This is a genomic window from Sphingobacteruim zhuxiongii (assembly GCF_009557615.1).
Classification (GTDB): Bacteria; Bacteroidota; Bacteroidia; order Sphingobacteriales; family Sphingobacteriaceae; genus Sphingobacterium; species Sphingobacterium zhuxiongii.
On the sequence record NZ_CP045652.1, the window covers coordinates 2,122,973 to 2,146,746 of the forward strand.

The 23,774-nt window shown below is 38.6% G+C and carries 17 protein-coding genes; 10 read left to right on the forward strand and 7 right to left on the reverse strand.

Features of this window, described 5'->3' with window-relative positions; all coding sequences use genetic code 11:
- Positions 1-23: 23 nt before the first annotated feature.
- Positions 24-1,298, reverse strand: coding sequence for a HEPN domain-containing protein (locus GFH32_RS09065; protein ID WP_153511323.1), 1,275 nt, complete (start codon positions 1,296-1,298; stop codon positions 24-26).
- A 20-nt stretch (positions 1,299-1,318) separates the two neighbouring features.
- Entirely contained in the window at positions 1,319-1,795 is a 477-nt protein-coding gene (locus GFH32_RS09070) for a hypothetical protein (protein WP_153511324.1), read from the reverse strand.
- 166 nt (positions 1,796-1,961) lie between these two features.
- Between GFH32_RS09070 and GFH32_RS09075 the strand changes: the two genes are divergently transcribed.
- The gene (locus GFH32_RS09075) at positions 1,962-2,354 is read left to right on the forward strand and encodes a helix-turn-helix transcriptional regulator (protein WP_153511325.1); all 393 of its coding nucleotides are present in this window, start codon (positions 1,962-1,964) and stop codon (positions 2,352-2,354) included.
- A 104-nt stretch (positions 2,355-2,458) separates the two neighbouring features.
- Entirely contained in the window at positions 2,459-2,761 is a 303-nt protein-coding gene (locus GFH32_RS09080; RefSeq protein WP_153511326.1) for a helix-turn-helix domain-containing protein, read from the forward strand.
- Between the two features lie 257 nt (positions 2,762-3,018).
- On the opposite strand, the gene GFH32_RS09085 is transcribed toward GFH32_RS09080, so the two are convergent.
- From GFH32_RS09085 to GFH32_RS09100, 4 genes are all read right to left on the reverse strand, one after another.
- Positions 3,019-4,320 carry a phage integrase SAM-like domain-containing protein gene (locus GFH32_RS09085; RefSeq protein WP_317162877.1) on the reverse strand — a complete coding sequence of 434 codons (1,302 nt, stop codon included), beginning with the start codon at positions 4,318-4,320 and terminating at the stop codon, positions 3,019-3,021.
- A gap of 790 nt (positions 4,321-5,110) precedes the next feature.
- Complete coding sequence (locus GFH32_RS09090; RefSeq protein ID WP_153511328.1) at positions 5,111-5,905, reverse strand: SIR2 family protein; 795 nt, start codon at positions 5,903-5,905, stop codon at positions 5,111-5,113.
- Positions 5,906-5,933: 28 nt separating this feature from the next.
- Positions 5,934-10,577, reverse strand: a complete 4,644-nt coding sequence (locus GFH32_RS09095) for a DUF3320 domain-containing protein (protein ID WP_153511329.1) — start codon at positions 10,575-10,577, stop codon at positions 5,934-5,936.
- Positions 10,578-10,658: 81 nt separating this feature from the next.
- Positions 10,659-11,543, reverse strand: a complete 885-nt coding sequence (locus tag GFH32_RS09100; RefSeq protein ID WP_153511330.1) for a hypothetical protein — start codon at positions 11,541-11,543, stop codon at positions 10,659-10,661.
- Positions 11,544-11,980: 437 nt separating this feature from the next.
- Here GFH32_RS09100 and GFH32_RS09105 point away from each other — a divergent pair, with 437 nt between their 5' ends.
- Entirely contained in the window at positions 11,981-13,432 is a 1,452-nt protein-coding gene (locus GFH32_RS09105) for a recombinase family protein (RefSeq protein WP_153511331.1), read from the forward strand.
- Positions 13,433-13,452: 20 nt separating this feature from the next.
- Positions 13,453-13,617, forward strand: coding sequence for a PTS sugar transporter subunit IIBC (locus GFH32_RS09110; protein ID WP_149526498.1), 165 nt, complete (start codon positions 13,453-13,455; stop codon positions 13,615-13,617).
- 339 nt (positions 13,618-13,956) lie between these two features.
- Here the strand turns inward: GFH32_RS09110 and GFH32_RS09115 are convergent, their stop codons facing one another.
- The gene (locus GFH32_RS09115; RefSeq protein ID WP_153511332.1) at positions 13,957-17,748 is read right to left on the reverse strand and encodes a hypothetical protein; all 3,792 of its coding nucleotides are present in this window, start codon (positions 17,746-17,748) and stop codon (positions 13,957-13,959) included.
- A 296-nt stretch (positions 17,749-18,044) separates the two neighbouring features.
- Here GFH32_RS09115 and GFH32_RS09120 point away from each other — a divergent pair, with 296 nt between their 5' ends.
- From GFH32_RS09120 to GFH32_RS09145, 6 genes are all read left to right on the forward strand, one after another.
- Positions 18,045-18,893, forward strand: a complete 849-nt coding sequence (locus tag GFH32_RS09120) for an RteC domain-containing protein (RefSeq protein ID WP_153511333.1) — start codon at positions 18,045-18,047, stop codon at positions 18,891-18,893.
- Between the two features lie 279 nt (positions 18,894-19,172).
- Entirely contained in the window at positions 19,173-19,466 is a 294-nt protein-coding gene (locus GFH32_RS09125; protein WP_228384247.1) for a helix-turn-helix domain-containing protein, read from the forward strand.
- Positions 19,467-19,551: 85 nt separating this feature from the next.
- Positions 19,552-20,994, forward strand: coding sequence for a DUF3945 domain-containing protein (locus GFH32_RS09130; protein ID WP_153511334.1), 1,443 nt, complete (start codon positions 19,552-19,554; stop codon positions 20,992-20,994).
- Between the two features lie 21 nt (positions 20,995-21,015).
- Positions 21,016-22,578, forward strand: a complete 1,563-nt coding sequence (locus GFH32_RS09135; protein WP_228384248.1) for a DNA topoisomerase — start codon at positions 21,016-21,018, stop codon at positions 22,576-22,578.
- 18 nt (positions 22,579-22,596) lie between these two features.
- A complete protein-coding gene (locus GFH32_RS09140) occupies positions 22,597-22,878 on the forward strand; it encodes a transposase (protein ID WP_153509217.1) in 282 nt (93 codons plus the stop codon).
- Positions 22,875-23,759 carry an IS3 family transposase gene (locus tag GFH32_RS09145; protein WP_262884794.1) on the forward strand — a complete coding sequence of 295 codons (885 nt, stop codon included), beginning with the start codon at positions 22,875-22,877 and terminating at the stop codon, positions 23,757-23,759. Before GFH32_RS09140 ends, GFH32_RS09145 begins: the two co-directional genes overlap by 4 nt.
- Positions 23,760-23,774: the final 15 nt, after the last annotated feature.

Below are 23,774 nucleotides of genomic sequence, written 5' to 3' on the forward strand. Positions count from 1 at the left end.
TTTTATTTTAAATCTGTCTCCACTTAAAGGTAGCAACTCCACTTTTGCTCCTCACACATGTTTCCTTTTTTGGGATGCATATAAAGTTTGGATAGAAAATTAGTTGATTTTTCTGTAGGGGGTAGCTCGTAGAGAATTTTATGGATGAGTGGATTATTTTCATCGATCAGCTGCTGAATCTCAGATATAGCGTAATTCAGGATGAAGATTTTAATTTGAAACCTTTCTTGTATATCCTTTATCAGTTGGTGTATTCGATCCCTTAACGGTTGATCTGTGATCAGCAGGATATCCAGATTTCTAGCAACCGTAGTTTCTTGCGCATATGAAAAGTTAACTCCCCTAATTTCAAAGATCCTATTCCGTGATCCAAAGATTTGAAGGTATTTTTTCTCCGGTATTTCCTGATCTAAGTATGCTAGTATAGGTTTCATATAGTCCAGTATCGGAAGATTTGGGAATTGATTCGCATCCGTATGGTAGGGCTCGTTTGCATTTAGGAATTTATATCTGAAATCCGTTGTGATCTTGATGATGATAGTTTCTGATAGTTCGGTCAGCGCTTTCATCTTCTGTTCGATCCTTTCAAGGGTTTCTAGCGAAATCTGGAAATCATCTTCATACCGCGTTGCACGGTAGATTTCTTCAAGAATTTCCAAAAGATCATTATCCTCCGTTTGATCTACATCAAAGACAGGTTTGTCGTAGGGATAAATTTTACATAGAGTCGCATTATGGCACCTAATGGAATGGGTAATTTTGTCCTTTCCCATCAGGATAATCTCCAAGTTCCTATAGGTTTGTTCCAGAACCTGATGGATCATAAAAGATGACATGGCGTATTTAGATCGGGATTTGAAATGATAATATCCATCTTTGAATTCTTCTATCTTTTTAAGGTCTCTTTGCTGAACTTCTTTAGAAAGCGCTAAACACGCCGATGGATCAAAGTCATTGGGGATTGGAGAAAACTTGGAATCAGGTTTTTGATAGACCAGGTTTTCAGGTTGGCAGGTACAAAATAGAAATATATTTCCCTTTTTGACCTTTTCTCTAGCCTGAAAAGCAACAAAACATTTGATCAGATAGTTTTCATATTCTTTTATACAGTTCATCATCTTTGGGGTAATTTCTCCGATGATATTGACATACTTGTTCGATAGCAAAAGGATTAGTTCCTGGTGTTCGCCTGATTCATGGAAGTCGCTCCGATAGATACATTCGATCAGGAAGTTAGTAGTCAAGATCTGGATTACTTCTTCTAGCTGTTTGTCCAGATGTAATGCTGTGGAAATCATAACAATTAGTTTTAAAAGATTTAGATATCGTCCAACAGCGAAATCTTTTGGGAATTCCGGTGCTTATTAAACCACCACTGGACCCATTTTTGGTTAAAAATATGGTGCCCTGCATAAAAGACATCGCTCTCGCTGCCATCGATATCCAAACTGAACGATCTGGAAAAGTAGGCTTGGTTTACTTTCAGTTCTGACAGCATCTCTTTGATCTCTTTCCTGTCATAGTCACTTTTTTCGGTTCTGCAAGAGAGAAAGAATCGGTTCGCTAGATTCCTTTGCTTTTTTGTAGCATCCATTTTAAAACCGAAGGCAAAGTTATCCAGGTATTCTTGGATGATCTTTTCAGGCGTCAGACCGAGTATGGCACAGAGATACCTAATATTTGCATGGACGAAGATTGAATACTTTTTACTGCGGGAAGAATATCGTTCATCGATTTCATGGTATTTACTGCAAACCTGTTCCATGGAAAGGAACTTTTTTCTTAATCTTTTCATATTGTTATTCCTTTTTAAATATGAAGTTCAGCACACTAACTAGTCTATACAATTCAGAACCTCGCATAAATTATCCTAGAAAGAGAATATGTTATCCGTGAAATATTCCTTAAATTCGTAAATGGGTTGATCGAAAGATTTATCTTTAAAAAATTGACATCGAATTATGGAAAGGACACAACATATCCACGAAGGAAGAAATATCAAAAGATTCAGGGAAATGCTAGGCATGAAGCAAGAAGCTCTTGCTTTTGAACTGGGCGAAGATTGGACACAAAAGAAAGTGTCACAATTGGAAGCCAAAGAGGCAATTGAAAATGATATTATAGAGCAAGTTGCTAGAATTCTAAAAGTAAGTCCTGATGCGATCAAAAATTTCAATGAGGAATCAGTTTTCAATGTAATAAATAATACATTTCAGGACAGTAGTTCTGTAAATAATAATTATTTATGTACAATTAATCCACTTGAAAAAATTATTGAACTGTATGAAAGGCTTGTTATAGCTGAAAAAGAAAAGGTAACATACCTAGAAGAGTTATTAAAGTCAAAAAACTAAAAATACACATACATTAATGGCATCCCCTTCAAATTTTGATTGGGATGCTTTTTTATTTATTGGCTATATTCCCATTTTAAATAATTAAATAATCAAGGAGTGATATGGAAAAGTTGAGAAGGGACCAATTGGTTACATTAGAGGATTTAGAAGGGCTGAAATTGGAATTGCTGGATTCGATGGAAAAGTTGATCAGAGCAAAATTCCGAGATCATAAGGTCAAACGCTGGATGAAATCAGCAGAGGTAAGAAAATTGCTAGGATTTTCTCCTGGAAAGCTGCAGTCGATTAGACAAAGTGGAATTTTGCCTTACACACAGATCGGAGGAAATATCTATTATGATCCAGAGGATCTGGCAAAACTGTTTAATGACAAAAAGCGTTTTAAAGACGATTTTCAACCATGAAGGGCTTCGGTAAGTCAGTTCCGCCAGAACTAAGACATGTCAGATCTATTTCTTAGAGAAGAATATCAAGCTTGAATTTGCTCAATCTTTCTTTGAACATTATAATTCCAAGGGATGGAAAAACAAAAAAGGAATGCTTTTAAATAACTGGAAATCTTTAGCTTGGGATTGGATAATGAAAGATATCTATGCAGTATAAATATTTTTTCGATAGCATAATAATGAATATTCTGGCTTCGAATTCGAAGCCAGAATATTCAAAGAGATAAATTGATCAGTTTTCCATTCTTATCAAACACTTTACTTTTTACATTTTCCCAGGTTCTGCTGATTCTGTTTTTCTTAATCTTGGCATATCGCTGTGTCGTCCTGATAGTCTTATGACCGAGCATCTTGCTCACTTCCTCAAGGGAAAACTCAAAGACATTGAGCATCATGTCAGCAAAGGTATGCCTAGCCAAGTGCGTATTCAATTCTCTCCTGATTCCACAAATAACAGCTATTTCCTTTAGGTAGGCATTGTACTTGGAATTGCTATTCACGGGAATGAGGTGTCCAAATACCTTTCTGCAATCGTGATTCTTATATTTAGCGATGATCTCCTCGACGATAGGCATGATGGGAACCATTTCGGTCACTCCGGTCTTTCCCCTTTCTTTGACGATCCATTTTTCTCCTGATCGTCCTACATGGACAATATGGCTTTCTGAAAGCGAGTATACGTCCTGAAACGCGAAGCCAGTAAAGCATTGTAGGATAAACACGTCCCTAACTTCTTCTAGCCGTAATATGGTCAATTTTTTGTTCCACAGCAAATAGACCTGTTCATATTCCAGAGGGGCTACGTCCGTTTCATCACCTCCGCATCGGAACTTTTGAATAGGATTTTTATCGATCAGGTTTTTAGATTCAGCGATAGAAAGAAGCTGTTTGGTGTTCTTGATCTGCTTCTTAGCAGCTGCTTCTCCAATAACCTTTTCTCGCTCAATGGTAAGGTACTTATAGAATTTAGTGGCAAATGAATAGTCGATCTGATCAAGATCCAGATCAGCAGATTTATAGACAAACTCGATAAATTCTGCTAATTTGTTTCTGGTCGCTTTCCACTGCCTGAGGGTTTCCGCTGATCGAATTCCTTTATGAACCATTTCGCTGAAATTCTGAACATATTGATCTGTTAGCTCTAGTAGGGTGTATGATTTACTTTCTTTTGTGGCCTGGGCTTCGCCTGGCTTATGATTCGCAGAAAGTCCTTTATAGACATTTCTGACCATAAAAGGCGTAATGTGGTCATATTCAAACTGGAGTTTGAGAAAATGTCTTTCCAAGTCTGTTTCTATCTGGTTGATCCTGGAATTGAACAGTTTGGCTTCTGGACAGCCATACACTCGTTTGGTCTTCGTGTTCCAGTACTTTGCAGGAATCTTCTTTCCGATGGAAAATTCCACCTCAGAAGTATCGATCGTAATGCGGCACATAATGGGTGCTGAACCCATTTCATCTGCTTTGGATTTTCTGTGCCAAAAAAGGACAGATAATTTTTGATTGTTTTTCATCATTTTTAAGTTATTTTGAATATTAAAAAAGATGTTCTTACACACTGAATTACAGTAAATTAACACAAAAAGTACTGCCCTAATTTAGTGATTTAAAAAGGGCACCACTTTGGGCACCACTTTTTATGATTCGGAATGACCTATTCTGATTTACAAATCTGCGCTGAGAGCGTTTAAAGCGATATTATAAACAAAAAAGGCGCTATTTCTAGCGCCTTTTGTGATCCCGCTGGTACAAAACTCGAACTCTTTTTTGGAAGATTTAAGAAGATTAAGCCATCTTAAAGACACTCCGTACCAATCTGATTTATTCGTGGAAAAGGTTAATCAACCTAAACAGTCCAAGGTTCCTATAAAAGAAAGAAAACTAAAAATATGAATACATCGCCGTCATTTTATATATGCGAAGAGAACCTGTTGTATCAATTTGGTTCACAGTTTTTTATTGACATAAAAAAAGGAGGTAACTATGGTGTAGTGTTTCCTTAAGTGGCTCTATGGTAAGAAGTTCGAACCAATTTTTGGAAGATTAATAGATGATGAGTCATCTTCTGGATACTTAGTATCTTTAATATTTAAACTTAATATAATTATCGAAGTTATATTTTGAGCGTCCAAACAGCTTTTAAAATAGTGCATTGACTCTCGTTACTTCAAACTCAAAAACAGCTATGATTTAATAATGTTCCTGCTATAAAAAATGCCCAGTTTACTATTAAAAAACTGGATGTTTTTCTGGGATTGTTTGGATACACTGTCCTAACAAACACTAGTGTTTAGTAGTTTTCTGCTATTATAATTCTTTGAGTAAGTTTTTCGGATCAAAGCACCGAATTGTTATATCTGTCCTAGGGAAAAGTAGTGCTTTAACTCTTTTTCGAACTTTTTGATAATCAGGATTGATAATTATAATTTCCCTAGTCATTTTACTTTGTGTAAATGTCCCATTTAGTAAAAGGCATAGTTCTGCATCCAATGGATCAAGGGAAAGACCGTATAGAAGAATAGTATTTGCCTCGGACAAGAACTGATATGTTGCGAAGTGATTATAACCTAAGGCATCATTTTCGGCATCGCTTCGGTAGTTTTCCATGGAGGTTTCCGAAGGGAGGTAGATTTGTTCGTACTGCTCGATGCTACCGTGAAGATGAAACACTTTACTACTGTCAATATCGTAATATTTATCTTTAACCCAGTGGTCTGCTGCATCATCAATTACCGTGTCCCAATTTGTAGATACAAAGCCAAATAAACTATTGGGATTTGCAAGGACGAAATTATTTAAAATAGACTCAAATTCCTCTCTTGGCTTAAGAAAACCAGTTTCTTGAGCATTTCTTAACGAAAGGCATACAATTTCCTTCATAGCGTTAACCATATCTCTTTCTTCATTCAATTGAGCAATGCCTTTAGGCGATTTGGAGTACAGTCTCAACGCGCAGATTAATTTGGAGAATAGGAAGTTGGCAGTATCCGAATCCGTGTCCTCATTATTTATTCGCCTAAAACAATTAAGAATAGGTTCCCAGGCATTTTGAACTGCTCCGGCTCCAATAAGTATAGCTATTTTATTTTGTTGAATTGACATAATGATGAAAGTGATTAGTTATTGATAACTATAGCGGTTTCAAAAAGTCTCCGTCTCTTGTTATTTTCTCACTTTCTAAGGCATAATTAATAGATTCTAATATTGATGCTCGCATATCCTCCGTTACTCTCGAATAACCGAAGATTTTAGCGATTAAAGGAACAGCACTTTCGGGTTGTATTGCAATTGAATTCTCTACCACTTTAGCAATGGCAAGATTCATTTCTTCGGGGGCAATGTAAATTAGTTTTCGTGAATTAGCGTTCAAAAAGCTTCTATCGCGAATCTTGGCAGTATCATTTTCGGGATACCATAAGAAGTCATCTTTTCTAATGACTAATCCATTATCGACTGCATATGCCGTTGCATTCGTGATTGTCGCACGAATACGGCTACCAATTTTTGAAACACCGTTTGCATCGGTTATTCTCCTTGCCATTTCTTCAAAATGTACGGGGCTTTCGATTTTTACTACATCAGCTATCCAATTTCCAAGTCTTCCAGAAGAGTATTTGTGAAGTTCCTGAAAGGAAACTTCCGAAGGAAGGGTAGCTACTACATATTTTTCGTAAGACTCACTTTGCTCGACTTTATCCTCGCGAATCAAACTTTTTAGATCTTCCATTAATTCTTCTTCAACAGCATCATTATGTTCGGTCTGTATCCTTGCCTTTTCAATTGCATCTACAAGCAATCGTAATTCTCCTTTTGGATTTCTAAACCAATCTGTGCTCCAAACATGGAATAGATTCCAACCCATGCTTTCAAGAACGGTGCTGCGCAACCTGTCACGATCTCTGGCAGACTTAGCATTATGATATGACCTACCATCACAATTTATTCCGAGCAAATACCTTCCGGGATGGTCAGTGTCTACAACAGCTAAGTCTATGTAGAATCCCGCCGAACCTACTTTTTCCCGTACATTGTAACCTTGTTCCCGAAGTCCTTCAGCAACGATTTCTTCAAATGGTTGCGGTTTGTATTCCATTTCTTCTTTGTCGCTTTCAAATTTTCCATGTTGTGCATAATATAAAAAGCTTTTTAACGCCCGTATCCCAAATTTTGCGTTTGGTCCGGGATTCATATCCGCAGCAGTTATATTCGTAAATACTTCACAACGGCTTTTTGCTCTCGTAATCAAAACATTCAATCTTCGCTCGCCGCCTTCATTATTTAACGGTCCGAAACTCATCGGTACTTTTCCGTCTTCAGTCCTGCCATAACCAATACTGATAAAAATGACATCTCTCTCATCTCCCTGGACATTTTCGAGATTTTTGACGAAAAACGGTTCGTTAGGATGACTTCTAAAGAAACTTTCTACATCCGGGTTTTTCCTACGGCGTAATTCAATTGCATTTTGTATTGCCTGCATTTGCGCGGTACTGAAAGCGACAACGCCAAGACTTAATTTTGGGGTGTGTATTGCATGATGCATAACCGCATCTGCAACTTTATCAGCTTCCTTAGCATTAGTACGGGTTTTGCCCTTATCATAAAAAGTATCAGGTAAATGATTGAAGGCCAATCCCATTCTATTTTTTGATCCTGGGCTTGGGAAAATGATCAGCTTGTTCTCGTAAAACTCCTGATTTGACAAACTTATCAGCGATTCATGCCTGCTACGATAATGCCAACGGAGCATGCGCTGCGGCGCACTTTGGGCGTCGCACATACCGAGAATGCTTTGCATATCTGCCGTTACGTTTTCTTCATCTTCTGTTTCGGTGTTCAACCTATCGAAGAAACTTGTAGGGGGCATCTGTTTCGTGTCCCCTACAACGACTAATTGTTTCCCACGCAGTATTGCACCAAGAGCATCTACCGGACGAACCTGGCTGGCCTCATCGAAGATTACCAAGTCAAAATCGATACTATCTGGAGGTAGAAAATTTGCAATGGACATTGGACTCATCATGATCACCGGTTTGATTGCCTGAATGGCAAGGCCGGCTTCCTGCATTAGCTTTCTTATAGGCATATGTCTTGCCCTACGATTAAATTCACTTTTAAGTACATTTATCTGGCCACCGCCGTCTTGTCTAGGCACAGCTTCCCAATGTTTGAGCGCTACCTTAGCGATGTTGTAATATTGATTTAGGATATCGAGTCTTTTGAACTTTTCGATGATGTCTTCGTGATTAGAACGTTCAAATTTTCGTAGAACTGGACTATTTAGCATGGCCTGCTCAATTAGTGACTCGTACCATGATTTTTGTATAGCTGTCTTTAAGTGTGTTGATGCGTCCGGCCAGTTTTCCACAACGGTAATCAAATAACCTGCTCCTTCCTTTTCTATATTTTCCTTAAGGACGTTCCATGATACTGCTTTGTGAATGTCAGGTAAATCGGCCGTCCAACTGTCTAAAATATCTTGCTGTTCCTGAAAACTACTTTCTTGAATTTCGTTATCATTTAAGTCAAGGTGTAACAGTAAGTTTTTAATAGCCTCGCCTTGCGCGTGCAGCACAGATTTTAAATTATTTGCGTATTGAGCTGCCAGTGCTGGTTTCTCATTTTTTTCTAAATATGTAAGAATCGACGCAAGGATTTCCCCTTTTTGAATGGCGGCATGTACAGACTGTAAGTATTCGAATGCGTTTTGAACTGCATTCCAATCGGTACGTTTTTTTTGCCAATAGTTCCCAAACAATCTTGTCGCTAACGGTTCGAACGAAGATAAGGTAGCACTAAGACGCTTTCCTTCCATCATGGCATTTACATACTCTATCTTCGTTTCAAGTTCGGCAGGCGCAGTTGTGTTTAACAAACCTGTTAATTGTTTTACCGCTTTTCTATAATCCCCGATAAGGAATTTATACCACTTTTTACCATGTGCGATAAGATTTTGGCGTATTTCCAGTACGTTATGTTCCCATGCTTCAGGAATAAACACCGAATCAAACTTCAGATGTAAATCCCTGAGACGGATTCCGGTGTCAATAACTTCGGCAATATCCGCCTTGTTATCTAACCATGCCGTATCTGTAATTGCCATCGACTGTACGCCCGGATTATTTGCAGCCGTTGCTACGGTTGCTATCAGTTCAGCTACTGTTTGTTTATCGTTAGGGGTATTTACATTAAGCGATTCCGAAACGGTAGCAATAATATTGATAAGTTCCTTGGTGTATTTACTTGCTCCGGTAAGTAATTCTTTTGCGGCTTCTTCATCTTTTGGTAAAAACACAGTCAGCCCGGTACCATAAAACAGTAGCTTTTCTGGTTGTCCAATTTTTGACAACCGTGCCTGAATCTGCTCAGCAAGAATTTCTATACCTTTCAAGTATGGAAAATCCCATGATCCGATGTCATCAACAGCAATCCTTGGAAATTTATAATTGTTACTCTCTTTATTTATCTTTAAAAGGTGCCCCATCACTTCCTGTGCAGAATGCCCACTCTGAGCGATGACCTTATTTACTTCATTACAGTACGCATTTAATTCGTCTATTACCGGCTTAAGGAATTGTATCTCTTCTTCCAAGCGGGTGGTGGTGGGCTTACCTAGCTCCAAAATCCTCTTTAACTCCGTATGGAGTTCCCGTTTGTTTGCCTTATGGCTATGTAATTCGAGACAGGCTTCGCCGAGATTAACGCTATCTAATCTCCGTTTCACAACTTCGAGAGCAGCCATTTTTTCAGCAACAAAAAGTACCTTTTTCCCATTACCGATAGCGTCAGCAATAAGATTTGTAATGGTTTGGGACTTTCCGGTGCCTGGTGGTCCCTGAATTACCATATTCCGTCCTTCATTTACAGCCAGCATCGCAAGTAGCTGTGAACTGTCTGCGTCGACAACCTGTAGCAACTGATCAGCATTTGTTTCCTGATCGAGATGATGTTCTTCGCCGATTAAAGGTTGTTGTTCATTAAAGCCGCCGCCGAAAAGCGATTGTAGAATAGGATGGTCAAACGGTTTTTTGTCATCTGGCCACTTCGAACTGTCCAAGTCATGATAAATCATGAACTTCCCGAATGAGAAAAAGCCAAGCTCTATGGCGTTTGTATCAACTTTCCAATTATCGATATGGTTAATCCTATCCTGTATATCGGTAAAATAAGATTGAAGATTAAACTCTTCCTCTTCGGACAGATCGGGGATGGTGATGTTAAAATCAACCATCATTTTTGCCTGAAGCGAGAGGTTAGCACCAATTTCGGCTCCGGTGTACCTCAGACGAAAACGCTCATTAGCACTGGAACGCTCTAACGAAACAGGAATTAATAGGAGCGGGGCTTTACGAAGATCTTCGGTATTTCCTTTCTCATACCAATTTAGCATGCCCAGTGCCAAATAGAGCATGTTGACACCCTGTTCTTCTATACTAGTCCTGGCAAAATAATAAGTGTTTAGAATTTTCGTCTGGAGTTTCTGCTCTGTATCATCAGTTTGCAAGCGCGTATCGTTGTAAGCATCCTGTAATTCACTTTCAGTTATTTCAGGAAACAAAAATAATTCATCGTCATCTTCTTTACCCGGTCGCGCCAAAAAAGTCATGGCCTTGTTTTGGGATACCAAGATATCATATACTGATAGAGATTGTTCCTGAACGATTGTTAAACCACGTGCTTTCGGCTTTTTGTAATTCAGCAACGTATTTCGCATACCGAGATCAAGGAGTTCCTTTCTAGATGCCTCTATTTTGGGAAGTATGTTTTCTGACATGATTGAAACTGTGAGATACTAAAATAGCTAAAAAATATTTAGAAATGAGCTGTAAATCAATCTATTTCTGTGAGTAGCTATCTATTTTGAAGTAGCTTTGAGTTTTTGGGCATTGCAAATCTGAAAAACTGCAGCTTTCAAAACCTGCCAACTAATACCTGCAGTATGTTTGTCAGGATTGAAACCAGAATTCATTTGTTCATAGGGATGTATGTAGTTCCTAAAGTCTCGCAACGAGTGACTGAATTTTTTCACGTCCTGTTTCAAGAAGCCGGTCTCACAGGCTACATCTATCAAATTGTTTAATGACCATGCAGGAAATGGTTTTGGTTTGTTCGACTCATGGTCTTTGGGTGTTGTCACAGCTGTATTAAAAGTTCTGGGATGTTGTATTGCTAGACCGAGCAGGATGCCCTCGAGTGTGCTGCCACACATGAATATTACCGATAACGGACTATTTGCCAGCATACACTTTTTAATTTCTGCTATTCGAAGTTCTAAAACAACAGTAACCGATGCATCCAGTCCGATTGCGGCTATAGAGACCTCATTAAAATCCTTGTTTAAAAAGTCGTCCTCAGAATCTAGGTTTGTTGATTTTGTACTTGTAAAAGTGATTTTATCTGCTGGAGCAAAATTTATTTCTGTACCCTGCCTTACAACTTTCCATTTATCGAAAGCAAGGTATTCATTGAATGCGGAAATGTGTATGTCTAATTCATCGAACCGACCAATAAAGTTGATAGGCGCAAAAAGTTTTTTAATGCACTTATCAATTTCCGGAGTGCCATTTATTTTCGATAACCGGTCATCTGTATATGCCCATCTAGAAGGAAAACCGTCACCATAGGAATCATTAAACCCCAGTTCGTTGAAAAATGAAACCAGTTTTGGACCTTTACGATATTCCGTTTCCTCATTTATAAGCAGTCTGAGTTTCTCTAAAGTTTTTGATTGCAGTATCATTTAAATATTTCATTTGTTTTTGGTTTGACGGTAAAGTTATTTTTTAGGCAAAAAAAATAAGTTCATATTCATAGCGATATTAAGAATATTTAAATTTAAATATTGGTTTTTTTCACTAATTAGTGTTATTATTCATGCAAATATACTAAAAGTTTAAGCCTCTTAGATTACGGAAAACCGTATTTGAAATGTGATTTTCATGGTTATCAATGCATATAATCAACTTCCGGATAATATGCATGTGCCATTTTGAAAAAGTAATGTCAACAGCGATCCTCTACATTCGTGTAAACACGACGAACAAACTCGAAAGAGCTACCTATGAATAATTTCAAACTTGAGGACTGATTAAATTATTTCATTATTAATTGATTTCCAAATCTTTGAAAGTCTCAAAGAAATAATAATCTTGTGGCTAAATCATAGACATTATCCAAATGAAAACTGCTTACCTATATATCCGTGTCAGTACGGACGAGCAAAAAAGAAAAGGATATTCTTTGCCGGAACAGGAAGATCGACTACTAAAATATTGCCGGTATAACAATATAGAAGTCAAGGGGGTTTATCGTGAAGACTTCTCCGCCAAGAATTTCAACCGACCTGAATGGAAAAAACTATTTTTAACTGTCAAAAGTAAACCAAAAGAGGACCAAAACATATTATTCATCAAATGGGACAGGTTTAGCCGAAATGTTGAATATGCCTATGAGATGATAGGTATGCTTCGAAAATACAGAACGACAGCTATGGCGATTGACCAACCCATAGACTTTTCCGTACCGGAAAGTACGGTCATGCTTGCCGTTTATCTATCTGTACCGGAAGCGGAAAACAGTAGACGGGCAATGAATACGGCAAACGGCATCCGTCGGGCAAAACAGATGGGTAGATATCCGAGCAAAGCTCCTTTGGGCTTCATTAATCTGACAACAGTAGATGGCAAGAAAATCATTACACCAAATCAACCCGAGGCAGGTATCATAAGGTGGGTCTTTCTCCAACTTGCCAAGAATATCCATAGGATTGAGGAAGTTCGAAAGATGGCTGCCGGTAGAGGGTTGAAATGTTCCCGTTCGTACTTTTTCCGCCTTATACGCAATCCTGCATACTGTGGTCTTATCCCAATTAAATCTGAATCAGAGGGAGGGTACATGGTAAAGGGAATCCATGAACCATTGATTTCCGAAGCACTGTTTTATGAGGTTCAGAAGATAATCAACACAAAGAGAAGGATTACTTCCCAAAAGGACGATTTGAAGGCAACGTTTTATCTAAGGGGAATTTTAGAGTGCCCCATCTGTCATAAAAAGCTCAGTGGAAGCTTTTCCCGAGGTTCAACCAAAAGATATCCATATTACCATTGTCAAAAAAGATGCAAGACAAGAATCAATGCACTCTTTCTGAACGAGTGCTATGAACGTAAACTTGGGCAACTGGCACTTTCACCCGGAGCGATGGATTTATTCAAGAGCATCTTGGAAGATTGGAACACAGGTACGATAAAGGCAATGTATTCACAGCATCGAAATATAGTTGTTAGAAAACTGATTGAACAGGAATCGACACTTTCCCAAGCCCGAAAGCTATTTGTAGCTGATGTGCTAAAATCCGATGATTACAATGCGGTAAAAAGAGAATGCCATGTCAATTCCAAATGTCTGAAAAGGGAACTGAACGATATCAATATTAAATTAGAGGGTATCGGTAAACAAAGCCTGTTGGATAACCGTTCCTTTGTCCGTATTCTTAAACGATTTCCGAGCTTAGACACAGCGGACAAAAAGCACCTTGTCAGCCTTATTGCTCCGCTTCATATTAATTTCCAGACAGGAGATATGTCTTTAGAATTGCATGGCGGATTATCAAAAATATTATCGAAAAAATGACAATCAAAAAAACAATGAATATGAATTTTACAGATAAAAAGGTTTCAATTAGACGGGCAATTGCGATATTAGCAAAAAATGGTATTCAAGTTGACGATGATGAGGCTACGGTTATAGTAGACTTCCTTTATCTCATGGCAAAAAATCATAAAAAAGACGAGAAAGAAAAGATTCCGAAACCTTAAAGAGAAATCGAACTTTAGAAAAAAGGGGATAACCATGTCTTAAAGCAAGTTTTTTAGGGAATCTTCGGATCAGCTTGAAAATTTCAGTCGCGAAAATCGAACTATAATTGACCGGACTATAACGGTTTGGGTCACAGGATTTTATTGGTATAAAAAAAGGAGACAACCCTTACTTGGTGTCTCCTTAAGTGACCCACTGGTACAGAACTCGAACTCTTTTTTAGAAGATTTGAGGCGATTGAACCAATTGAAAGACAGTCCTTATCAACGTGATTTAGAGGTCAATCACCCTAAACCTAAACAGTCATTGAATGCGCCAAAGGTTCGAAAATTTTGATTTTAGTATTCTAACTTGTTACGTTGGGCTTCTTCGTCTTCTCTCTTGGCGTCCTCCAAATATCTTTGTTTCATGTATTTAAATATTTCAGCAACATTTGGATATTTGTATTGGAAATCTGTTTCTAATTTTTCAAAGTAACGGGCTTTTGTTCGTTCAATATTTCCTCCGTCATAGGGGCCTCTTGTAGTAGAACCTCTTTTGTTGAACATGGCCGTAGAATAACCACTCTTAATACTACGGGTATTAATATCCTCAATGCACTGAAATATAGCCTCCGGTGGCCATTCAGGAACATTCTCAGGATATTGAGCCAATACCTTCCCGATTTCGGAATCGGCAACTTCTAACCTATCAACTGTTTTTGCTAGTTGTCTTACTTTAAGAACCCATTCTTGTAATGTTGGTGCATCAATCGATTTATCTTCTTTCATACCCGGTATCTTCTTCCAAGAATGAAGCAAATGATAGGCTTGTTTCGCCCTGTTTTGGATTAAGTCATCAGAAAGCCTCTCTCGTTCTTTATCCAATAATGCTCTATCTTTTGGTAGATAAACCCATTTTAAAATTTCAATGAAAAACTCGGGGTTGTTAGCCAATTCTTCTTCTAAAACTTTAGGACTTCTTCTCGTACCATAAGAATCCAATATTGGTAGAAATAGCCATTCTAATTTGATTAGTGTGGATTTATCAATATCTTTTCGCTTGTCAAGCTCTTCAAAAATTCGTTCAATCTCATAACCTTTAAATCGTGGCGCTTCATTCGCTTCTTCCGTTCCCACCTTAGAAAGTATTTCGGAAAGAAGATTACTTGGTAGCTCATCTATAAAGTGATTAGCAACATCGATGGCAGAAAAAAAACGCTTGTAATTTAAAAGCTTATCTATCCCAAACGTTTTCTCGTTATAGGAAACTCGGTAAAAATTTGGGTTGACATTTTGCCAATATTCATTCTGAATTTCTTCATTTAAAGATGCAATGAAATCCCACAGTTGTTGGTTTTGATTTAATGGTATTAAAGCATTGGATATTGCTTTGTTGCTATAACCATTTTCTTGTAAATCCAAAATCAATGATTTCACCCAATCAAAGTTTTCCTGGTGAGACTTTTGATAAATAAAGTTATGAATAAAGCCTATGGTGTCCTTATCATCGTATAGACATTCGCAAACTTTTAAAACTTCGTCTCGACTGGACATGATGCCAGCTAAAGCATTACCTAAGTGCCACGGTTCTTTAACCTTTTTACGCAATTCTACTGTTCCACTTAAACCTAATTCTTCGAGAAGAATAATTATCGCTATTTCTCTTTCAGCATTAATGCGGTTTTGCTGTTGTATATGTCGCTCATTATAATCATTTTCCACATATTTAAATCCCTCGGGAAAGTCAGGCCAATGGTCATTAAAAAGCCATATGTACTTGTCGATAGTGTCTGTTGGCTGAAGTTTGTTATAAAGAGTTTCCAATTTAGCTAACTCTGATTCGGGTAAAGCCCAATCTGTGTCAGGGTGAGACCTATGTTGATTCAATATTTTTCTTATAGATTCCCAAGATGAAAAATCTATCTGTTCAACATTTTGGTAAATATTGTCTGCCCATTCTAATACACGCTTTCTATCTTGTGAATAAAGATTTGGAATTTCCTCTATGAGTTGAGCAAATTTCAATTCATCATTATCGAAAATTGATATCAGCATCTCTATAACTTCGGAATGAGTTTTCCATATTTCTTCGTACGTGTATGACAAATTTGTATTCTTATCAAACATACGCCAGCGCATCTTGTGCGTTGGATGTGCAATCCCGTGACGGTCAGGCAACATTCTTATCAAGAGAGACCAGCCCGACTTTCTTTCTTTTTCTGTAATGTATCTTAAAACCCTCGTCCTTTCATCAAATGAAGCAAGTGTTTGATAATGCCATGGTTTAAAGATTTCGGCTATACTGTTTGATGGTCTGTTAGACAGTCGCCCCCCGGGGTCGAGCCGTGATAATGTGAGCAAAATCAAACTTGAATCCAATAAATATTCTGGCAACCAAGCCAAACTTTCAAGAGCCCATAACAATCCTGTATGATGACTGGTTTTGTCGATAAATCCATCATTCTCCATAAACATATCCATGATTTCGGGTTGTTCTTTGGCTAACGACTTTTTTACAGCATTCAGGAAGCTCTCAGGTGACGCCTCTGCTATTAGTGGTAATTCGTGGTCAACGGATATCCACACTTCTCCACTTGCATCATCAAGCAGTTCAAATATTAAAGCGTCAACAAAGTTCTGAGGATTTTTGAGACTGGAAATTTTTACTTCGTTTAATCTTCCTATTAAAATTAAGGATTGAACCAACCCCTCTCTTGACCAGTTAGAATACTTCCTTTTCGAGAAATACGCAGAAAAGCTATTTCTATCTTCGGGTTCAATTGTAGGGTTACCACTTCTAAATGCTAACTCAAAACATTCTTGGAGGTCTTCAAAATCTTTTGGAGTCAATAGGAATGATAAATTTGTCCATAAATCCAACGGAGAAGTCAATCGCCAAGTTTCACCTATTTGAATGAGGGGTGATTCTTCAAGGTTTTTCCATTTATTGAGGGTAGCAACATACTCAGAATATTTTTGACCTGATAGCTTTTCAATCAACTCTATGTCACCCACAAAGTTTTCGTTCCATCTTCCAATTAGTAATGCTGGGATAATTTCACGAACGTTTCCGTTCTCCATCCATTTAGCCTTGGTATACGGAAATCCGAGCAGTTTTTTGAGGATAGTAATGTTTCTTCCTGCTTCTCGGGAAAACTTTTCGGCGTCATTTTCGGGGATACCGCTCTCTACTAAAGATTTTATCTGTCCGTATTTGTCAATAATTGGTAAAATGATTGTTTCTTGATTAAAGTCATCATCAGCACCCAAAGGAACCAAAACATGATGTCCTTTTGAAACAGCAGAATAAAGTGGTTGAACATCATCAAATCTTGGAATAAGATTTAAAGGAGAATTGGTATTTATTCGTATGCCACGGAAATTACCCTCAGTATCTACTATCAGAGATTTAGAGAAAAATTTATCCGCTTCTTCGATAGGAAAGGTTTTAGCCGAAGCGATGATGAAAGCAATAGCTTCATTTTTTGTTGAAGCTTTCACACCTTTAATAGTTGGCTCTCCCTCTAAAGTGGACAATAATTGGTTCTTTTCATACTCTCTACCTGAAATTATGCATTCAGGAAGAAGCACCAAACTTTTCCCACCAATTGACCACTCTTCCCAAAACTCATCCGCCGTCATTATCCCATCAAATGGATACGAATCTACACCATCTTGAGATGCAAACCATCTTGAAACAGATAAAGCATTGTCTAACCATTGCTCAATATCTATTGCATCATATACTATGATATCTTTCCAGAAATTTTCTCCTTTTTTTGCTTTAACCCATTTATTTTTCTTCGTCCACAATCTTGGTGTGACAAAGATAAAAGTACACTCACTTGGATTATATTCTTCAGGATTTTTTTTTCGTTTATCATAGTCATCATCTGCTTTACCTTTACAGTCGTCTGTAGTTCCAAATTCCCATAATGAAATTCCTTGAGGTACGTAAGCTGTTTCAATTTCACAACTAACAATTCCATCCCAACCACCGATAAATGTTGCACTTCCAGAAGGGAAATCAGCTTTTGTATTTATAGGTGTTGTTGCTCTCACTAATCTTGAAATAAGGTAAGGTAGAGTTGATTTTGAAAAAGTAGTCTTAGCCCAACTTTCAAGGTTATCTCTTGTAACAAGCTTCATATTTAGAATATTATATATTTTTTAATAATAATATCATTGTTTATATGCAGTACATCTTCTTAATCGTCATGATACGCAAATAAAAACGTAGTTGTAATAATTAAAAATATACTGTGACAATTTACGAATTTAACGTGACAAAGCATTATCAACAATGATGATATGAATTATAACCTATCTTAATCGTGCAGCCAACAAAAAATCTTTCCTGACTTCGTCCTGTCTCATGAAAAAAGCTCAATACTAATCGTAAAATTCGCGAAGGCATATTAGCTTCATTTTAAACCTTTGGTATTATGAGACACCTATTACACAAAATAGTCTCCGACATTCAGAAACAGGAGCGCAAATTATCCGCCGAGGCTTCGGATTTTATGGACGAGGCTTACGGGATGACAATCTATCTGAAAGAGCTTCTTGGAGACATCAAAGAAGATATAATAAACGAGGGCTTCAAAACAATAGAAGACGAAATACTTTTCTTTAAACAGATAAAGCCGACCGTTCTTGGTAAGCTCATCTATTACAACAAAGTATTCAGAATAGAAACTGCTTGCCCCACAAGTAACGGAAACATTTATGAGAGCTATTTCACCATGCACCTACGTGAGCTAAAACAGGAATACACCGAGCATGTCTGCAATTCCGATTTTTACCGCTACTACCGTTCCGGTAGAACCGACCGAGACGAACAGTATTTTACGCTTGGAAAAATCAACTGTTATGATGGGCTGAATAGCTTCGTGTTTGAAATCGATACCAAATTTTCTACCTACTTTGATTATAAAATTGCGAAAATCATCGCCAACGAATTAGTCTATAATTATCTGACGACAAAGTTAAGCCCCGAACAAAATCCAGATGTTCTGCTACAACACGAGGAAACAAAAGACTTCTTTTGGACACAGACAAAAAATGGACTAATCGAATTGATTTATGCACTCTATGCCTACGATGCCATTTCGCACGGGAAAATAGGCATCCGAAAAATCAGCATGGTATTCCAAATCCTGTTCCGTGTTTCACTGAACGACATACACAACAGCTTCCACAGAATGAAGACCCGTGCAGGCTCACGCACATTGTTTTTAGACCAACTGAAATACAGTTTAGAGGAATATATGGACAGGGAAGACAACCCATAATTCTTGTTTTCTTTTTCCACCATAAGGACAGCATCAATCGGTGCTGTCTTTTTTTTGTCCGTTTGCCTATATGTGTCTATCGGCAAGTCTATTGATTTGGATGCCGACCGATTGACCAAAAGTGCGGAAATCCTCTATAAATGGCACTTTACATGAATTGAAAAAAAATGAAAAAAGTGCCGTTTTGATAGACACGTATCGGACGACAGCCTCCACCAATCGCTTCAATTTTGTGGTGTTAGAAATCATTTAAAAGGAATTATTATGAACATCGACAGAATGGAATTTATCGCATGGATGGAACGTATCATGGAACGCTTCGACATTTTGAAAGAGTACGTTCTAAACATCAAGAAAGAACGCCACAGCATAGACGGTGAGGAATTACTGGACAACCAAGACCTGCTCCTCATGCTGAAAATCAGTCACCGTTCTTTGCAACGTTACCGCTCCACAGGCAAGCTACCGTATTACACCATTAGCGGAAAACTGTACTACAAGCTATCGGATGTACACCAGTTCATTAGGGAAAGTTTCAAAGCCCCTATACGGCGCACAAAAGAAAACCGATGACAAACCCTACCACGTAAAGACGGGTACGGCTTTGCCGTACCTGCTTCGCGTATTTTCGGATAATAATCTTTAAATAATCAATATCATGAGCGAACAGACAATTGAAAATCCACAGCAATACCCCGAACAGCTTTCGGATGTGCTGCTGGTGATGGATAAGGAGAAAAAGAAAATCCAAGCCGTCACGGGTGTAGACGAAAACGGTAAATTGAAAACCGTTGATGCAACCAAGAAAAACCAAAGCCAATTCATGCGGGTTGACAGAGCCGGAGATTTGTTTACAAATTTCTTCTCCAACTTCTGGCGACAGTTAAAAGACCCGACCCATTTATCATTCTTTAAAGTGCCTGCAAAGGAAGCGGTCGAGACAGCTAAAGAAATGCAGAAACAGGTCGATGCCCCCACTAAAGAGGGCGAGGCTGTCATGGCAAAACATGAGGTCAAAGAGCCAAAGGAGAAACAACAGGAAACCAAAAAGGATGTGGAAAAACCACAGGCTACACCGGAGACACAGCAAGCACAGGAGAAAAACGAATACCGCTATAAGGTAGAAGATGTAGACTGGCAAACTTTGGGACAATTCGGTATAAATAAAGAAAGACTTGAACAAGACGGTCAGTTGGATTTGCTATTAAAGGGTTATAAAACCAACAAGGTATATCCCATAAGTGTCAACTTTGGTTCAGCTATCATGCGCTCGGAAGCAAGGCTCGGTTTCCAAGACGGTGAAAACGGAAAACCTGTATTTGTCATGTATGGAGTGCGCCACGAACCCAATCTCAAAGCCCCTTTCTTTGGTCACGAGTTTACCAAAGAGGACAAAGAAAACCTGCTCAAAACTGGAAATATGGGGCGTGTGGTGGAATTGACCAACCCCAAAACAGGTGAAAAGATACAATCCGTTATCAGTATCGACCACCTAACGAACGAGGTTATCGCATTCCGGCAGGAAAGAATAAAAGTACCCGATGAGATTAAGGGCGTAAAGTTGACCGAAGACCAAAAACGGGATTTGAAAGACGGGAAAGCCATTTATTTGGAGGGATTGGATTTCAAGAACAGTACGAACAAAAATGCCCATGTACAGTTCAATGCCGACAAAAAATATACGGAGTTTCTCTTTGGCGATAAAGCACCCAAACAAGTACAGGAAAACGACCCGAAATACTACCGTGGCAAAACATTCTCGGATGAACAATACAAGCCACTCACCGAGGGCAAGACCCTTTACATTTCGGACTTCAAAGACGGACAGGGAAACGCCTATAAAGGTTACGTAACGCTGAACAAGGAAACGGGAGGCTATGGTTTTAGCTTTAAAAACCCGAATGCGCTAAAAAATAAGGCACAGCCTGCCGAAGCGCACAGGACACAGGTTGCCGTAAACTCCAACGGGAAAACAAACGAAGCAACCAAGCACATCAATGAACCGCTAAAACCGGAGCAACAAAAGCCGAAAAACAAAACACAACAGCAACGGCAGAACTCCCCTAATATTCCGGCTAAATCCAAAGGGGTAAGAAGATAACCAATAAAAAAGTAAAATATTATGAAAGCAATCATTGCAGAAAAGCCAAGTGTGGCGAGGGAAATAGCTACCCTGTTGGGGGCGACCGAAAAACGGGATGGCTACCTCACAGGGAACGGCTATCAAGTTACGTGGGCATTGGGTCATTTGGTCGGATTGGCTATGCCCGATGACTACGGTGTATCGGGTTTCCAAAGGGAAGCCCTGCCCATATTGCCCGACCCTTTTATACTTACGGTACGAAAGATAAAAAAGGACAAAAGTTATGTTCCCGATAACGGAGCATTAAGACAGTTAAAGATTATCGAACAGGTCATCGGTAGATGCGATAGTATTATAGTGGCCACCGATGCCGGACGTGAGGGCGAACTCATCTTTAGGTACATCTACGAATACCTGAAATGCCGGAAACACTTTGAACGCCTATGGATAAGCTCACTCACTGAAAAGGCGATTAAACAGGGCTTTGAAAACCTAAAAACCGGAAGAGATTTTGACGGACTGTACCGTGCCGGACAAGGACGGAGCAGAGTCGATTGGCTTGTAGGTATCAATGCCTCACAGGCGTTGAGTATTTCGGCAGGACGTGGCGTTTACTCGCTTGGTAGAGTACAAACACCTACGCTTGCCCTTATCTGTAAGCGGTATTTGGAAAACAAAGATTTTGCTGTCAAAAAATACTTCCAAATCCAGTTGCAACACCGTAAAGAATTTGTTGACTTTAAAAGCCTTTCCAAAACCAAATGGGATGAGAGAAAACTCGCTGACGATACCTTGAAATCTGTCCAACGTACCGGTACAGCCACCGTTACGGCAGTCGAAAGCAAAACGGTTTCGGAGCAACCGCCTTTACTATTCGACCTTACGGGATTGCAGAAAGAAGCTAACAAAAGAGCATCCTATACTGCCGAGGAAACATTGGACATTGCCCAAAGCCTGTATGAAAAAAAGTTTATCACCTATCCACGCACAGGGAGCAAATACATTCCCGAAGATATATGGTCGGAAATCCCTGCACTGGTAAGGAGTTTGGAAGCGAGGGCTTCCTGCAAAAAAGCGGTTGGAAAAGTGAAATGGGGTCGTTTCAATAAACGTATCGTGAATGACGTAAAGGTCACAGACCACCACGGTCTACTGATTACTGAAAAAATCCCGTCCGAACTGTCCGCACACGAAAATGTGATATATGATATGATTGCGCTCCGCCTACTGGAAACCCTTTCACCTGCCTGTACCAAAGAAATAACCGACATCGGATTACAGGCATTGCATTATGATTTCACATTGAAAGGATGTAAAATATTAGAAGCCGGATGGCGTGGCATCAAAAATAAATTTATAGATGAGGACAGCGAACCTGTGCAGGAACTGCCGGAGTTAAAGGTAGGTGATGAACTGAAAATCAAAGAGGTATCCGTACTGGAAAAGAAAACCAAACCGCCTGTTCTTTATACCGAAGCAGGTCTATTGTCCGCAATGGAAAATGCCGGAAAAGAGATTGACAATGAGGACGAACGGAAAGCACTAAAAGACATCGGTATGGAGTTGCTACCTTTAAGTGGAGACAGATTTAAAATAAAATAGAATTAAATTTGTTAAGACATGGCAAGAATATTTGATGAGTCATTTAAAAAAATGGCAGTAGAGTTGTCCTCTCTAAAGGGCTCGGTTTTGGAAGCAGCAAAAGAGTTGGATCTAGATGCAAGTAGATTAAGTAAATGGCGTGTAGATCCTAGATATAATGGAGGTACACTATTACCAAAGAATGATAAATTAACTCCAGAGGAGCAAGAGATTAGGGAGTTAAAAAAGCGTTTAAAGGAAGCAGAATTAGAAAACGTAATCTTAAAAAAGGCGGTAGCCATCTTTTCCAAGGGCGACTGAGAAAATATGAGTTCATAAAATCGCATATGAACCTATTCGCAGTTGAAAAGATGTGCAAGATTATAAATACAAGCAGTAGTTCGTTTTACAAATGGATTTCTAGACCAAAAAGCAACAGAGATAAGAGAACAGAGGAATTATCTATACTGGTAAAACAAGCACATCAGGACAGTGACCAAATATACGGCAGTCCTCGAATTACTTTAGAACTGAATAAGAAAAATCATAAAATATCACGTTCTTATGTCGCCAGATTGATGAGAAAATTGAATCTAAGAAGCAAGATTCGGAAGAAATTTAAGATAACGACAGATTCCAAACACAGTTTTCAACTTGCTGAGAATCTCCTTGGAAGAAATTTCTTTACAGATGGCCTATCGCAAAAATGGGTTGGTGATATTACCTACATCAAGACTGGATCAGGATGGCTGTATCTTACTACTGTTATCGACCTTGCCGATAGAAAAATCATAGGTTGGTCGTTCAGTAATGACATGACGGCAGAGCATACAACTTTAAAAGCACTTAAAATGGCTATTGCACAAAGGAATGTAAAACAGGGTCTGATTTTCCACTCAGATAGAGGTGCTCAATATGCATGCAACGAGTTTAAGTCTTTCTTAGGAAAAAATGAAATTATCCAAAGTATGAGCAGGAAAGGTAATTGTTGGGATAACGCAGTCGCGGAAAGCTTCTTCAAAACACTAAAATGTGAATTAGTTTATCACAGAAAATTTGCAAACAGGGAAGCTGCGAGATTAGAAATCTTTAGATACATCGAAGGATTTTACCATCAAAAAAGAATCCATTCTGGATTAGGTAATAAAACACCAAATGAAATGGAAAAATTTTATAAATCAACTAGTTTATTAGTGGCATAAAAAGTCTCCACTTTT

Excerpts from the sequence above, each read along its gene's own strand:
- GFH32_RS09130 (WP_153511334.1), top strand. The coding sequence starts at position 19,552 with ATGAGCGAACAGACAATTGAAAATCCACAGCAATACCCCGAACAGCTT.
- GFH32_RS09095 (WP_153511329.1), bottom strand. The coding sequence starts at position 10,577 with ATGTCAGAAAACATACTTCCCAAAATAGAGGCATCTAGAAAGGAACTC.
- GFH32_RS09100 (WP_153511330.1), bottom strand. The coding sequence starts at position 11,543 with ATGATACTGCAATCAAAAACTTTAGAGAAACTCAGACTGCTTATAAAT.
- GFH32_RS09065 (WP_153511323.1), bottom strand. The coding sequence starts at position 1,298 with ATGATTTCCACAGCATTACATCTGGACAAACAGCTAGAAGAAGTAATC.
- GFH32_RS09090 (WP_153511328.1), bottom strand. The coding sequence starts at position 5,905 with ATGTCAATTCAACAAAATAAAATAGCTATACTTATTGGAGCCGGAGCA.
- GFH32_RS09110 (WP_149526498.1), top strand. The coding sequence starts at position 13,453 with ATGAATTTTACAGATAAAAAGGTTTCAATTAGACGGGCAATTGCGATA.
- GFH32_RS09105 (WP_153511331.1), top strand. The coding sequence starts at position 11,981 with ATGAAAACTGCTTACCTATATATCCGTGTCAGTACGGACGAGCAAAAA.
- GFH32_RS09125 (WP_228384247.1), top strand. The coding sequence starts at position 19,173 with ATGGAATTTATCGCATGGATGGAACGTATCATGGAACGCTTCGACATT.
- GFH32_RS09075 (WP_153511325.1), top strand. The coding sequence starts at position 1,962 with ATGGAAAGGACACAACATATCCACGAAGGAAGAAATATCAAAAGATTC.
- GFH32_RS09115 (WP_153511332.1), bottom strand. The coding sequence starts at position 17,748 with ATGAAGCTTGTTACAAGAGATAACCTTGAAAGTTGGGCTAAGACTACT.
- GFH32_RS09140 (WP_153509217.1), top strand. The coding sequence starts at position 22,597 with ATGGCAAGAATATTTGATGAGTCATTTAAAAAAATGGCAGTAGAGTTG.
- GFH32_RS09080 (WP_153511326.1), top strand. The coding sequence starts at position 2,459 with ATGGAAAAGTTGAGAAGGGACCAATTGGTTACATTAGAGGATTTAGAA.
- GFH32_RS09120 (WP_153511333.1), top strand. The coding sequence starts at position 18,045 with ATGAGACACCTATTACACAAAATAGTCTCCGACATTCAGAAACAGGAG.
- GFH32_RS09135 (WP_228384248.1), top strand. The coding sequence starts at position 21,016 with ATGAAAGCAATCATTGCAGAAAAGCCAAGTGTGGCGAGGGAAATAGCT.
- GFH32_RS09070 (WP_153511324.1), bottom strand. The coding sequence starts at position 1,795 with ATGAAAAGATTAAGAAAAAAGTTCCTTTCCATGGAACAGGTTTGCAGT.
- GFH32_RS09085 (WP_317162877.1), bottom strand. The coding sequence starts at position 4,320 with ATGATGAAAAACAATCAAAAATTATCTGTCCTTTTTTGGCACAGAAAA.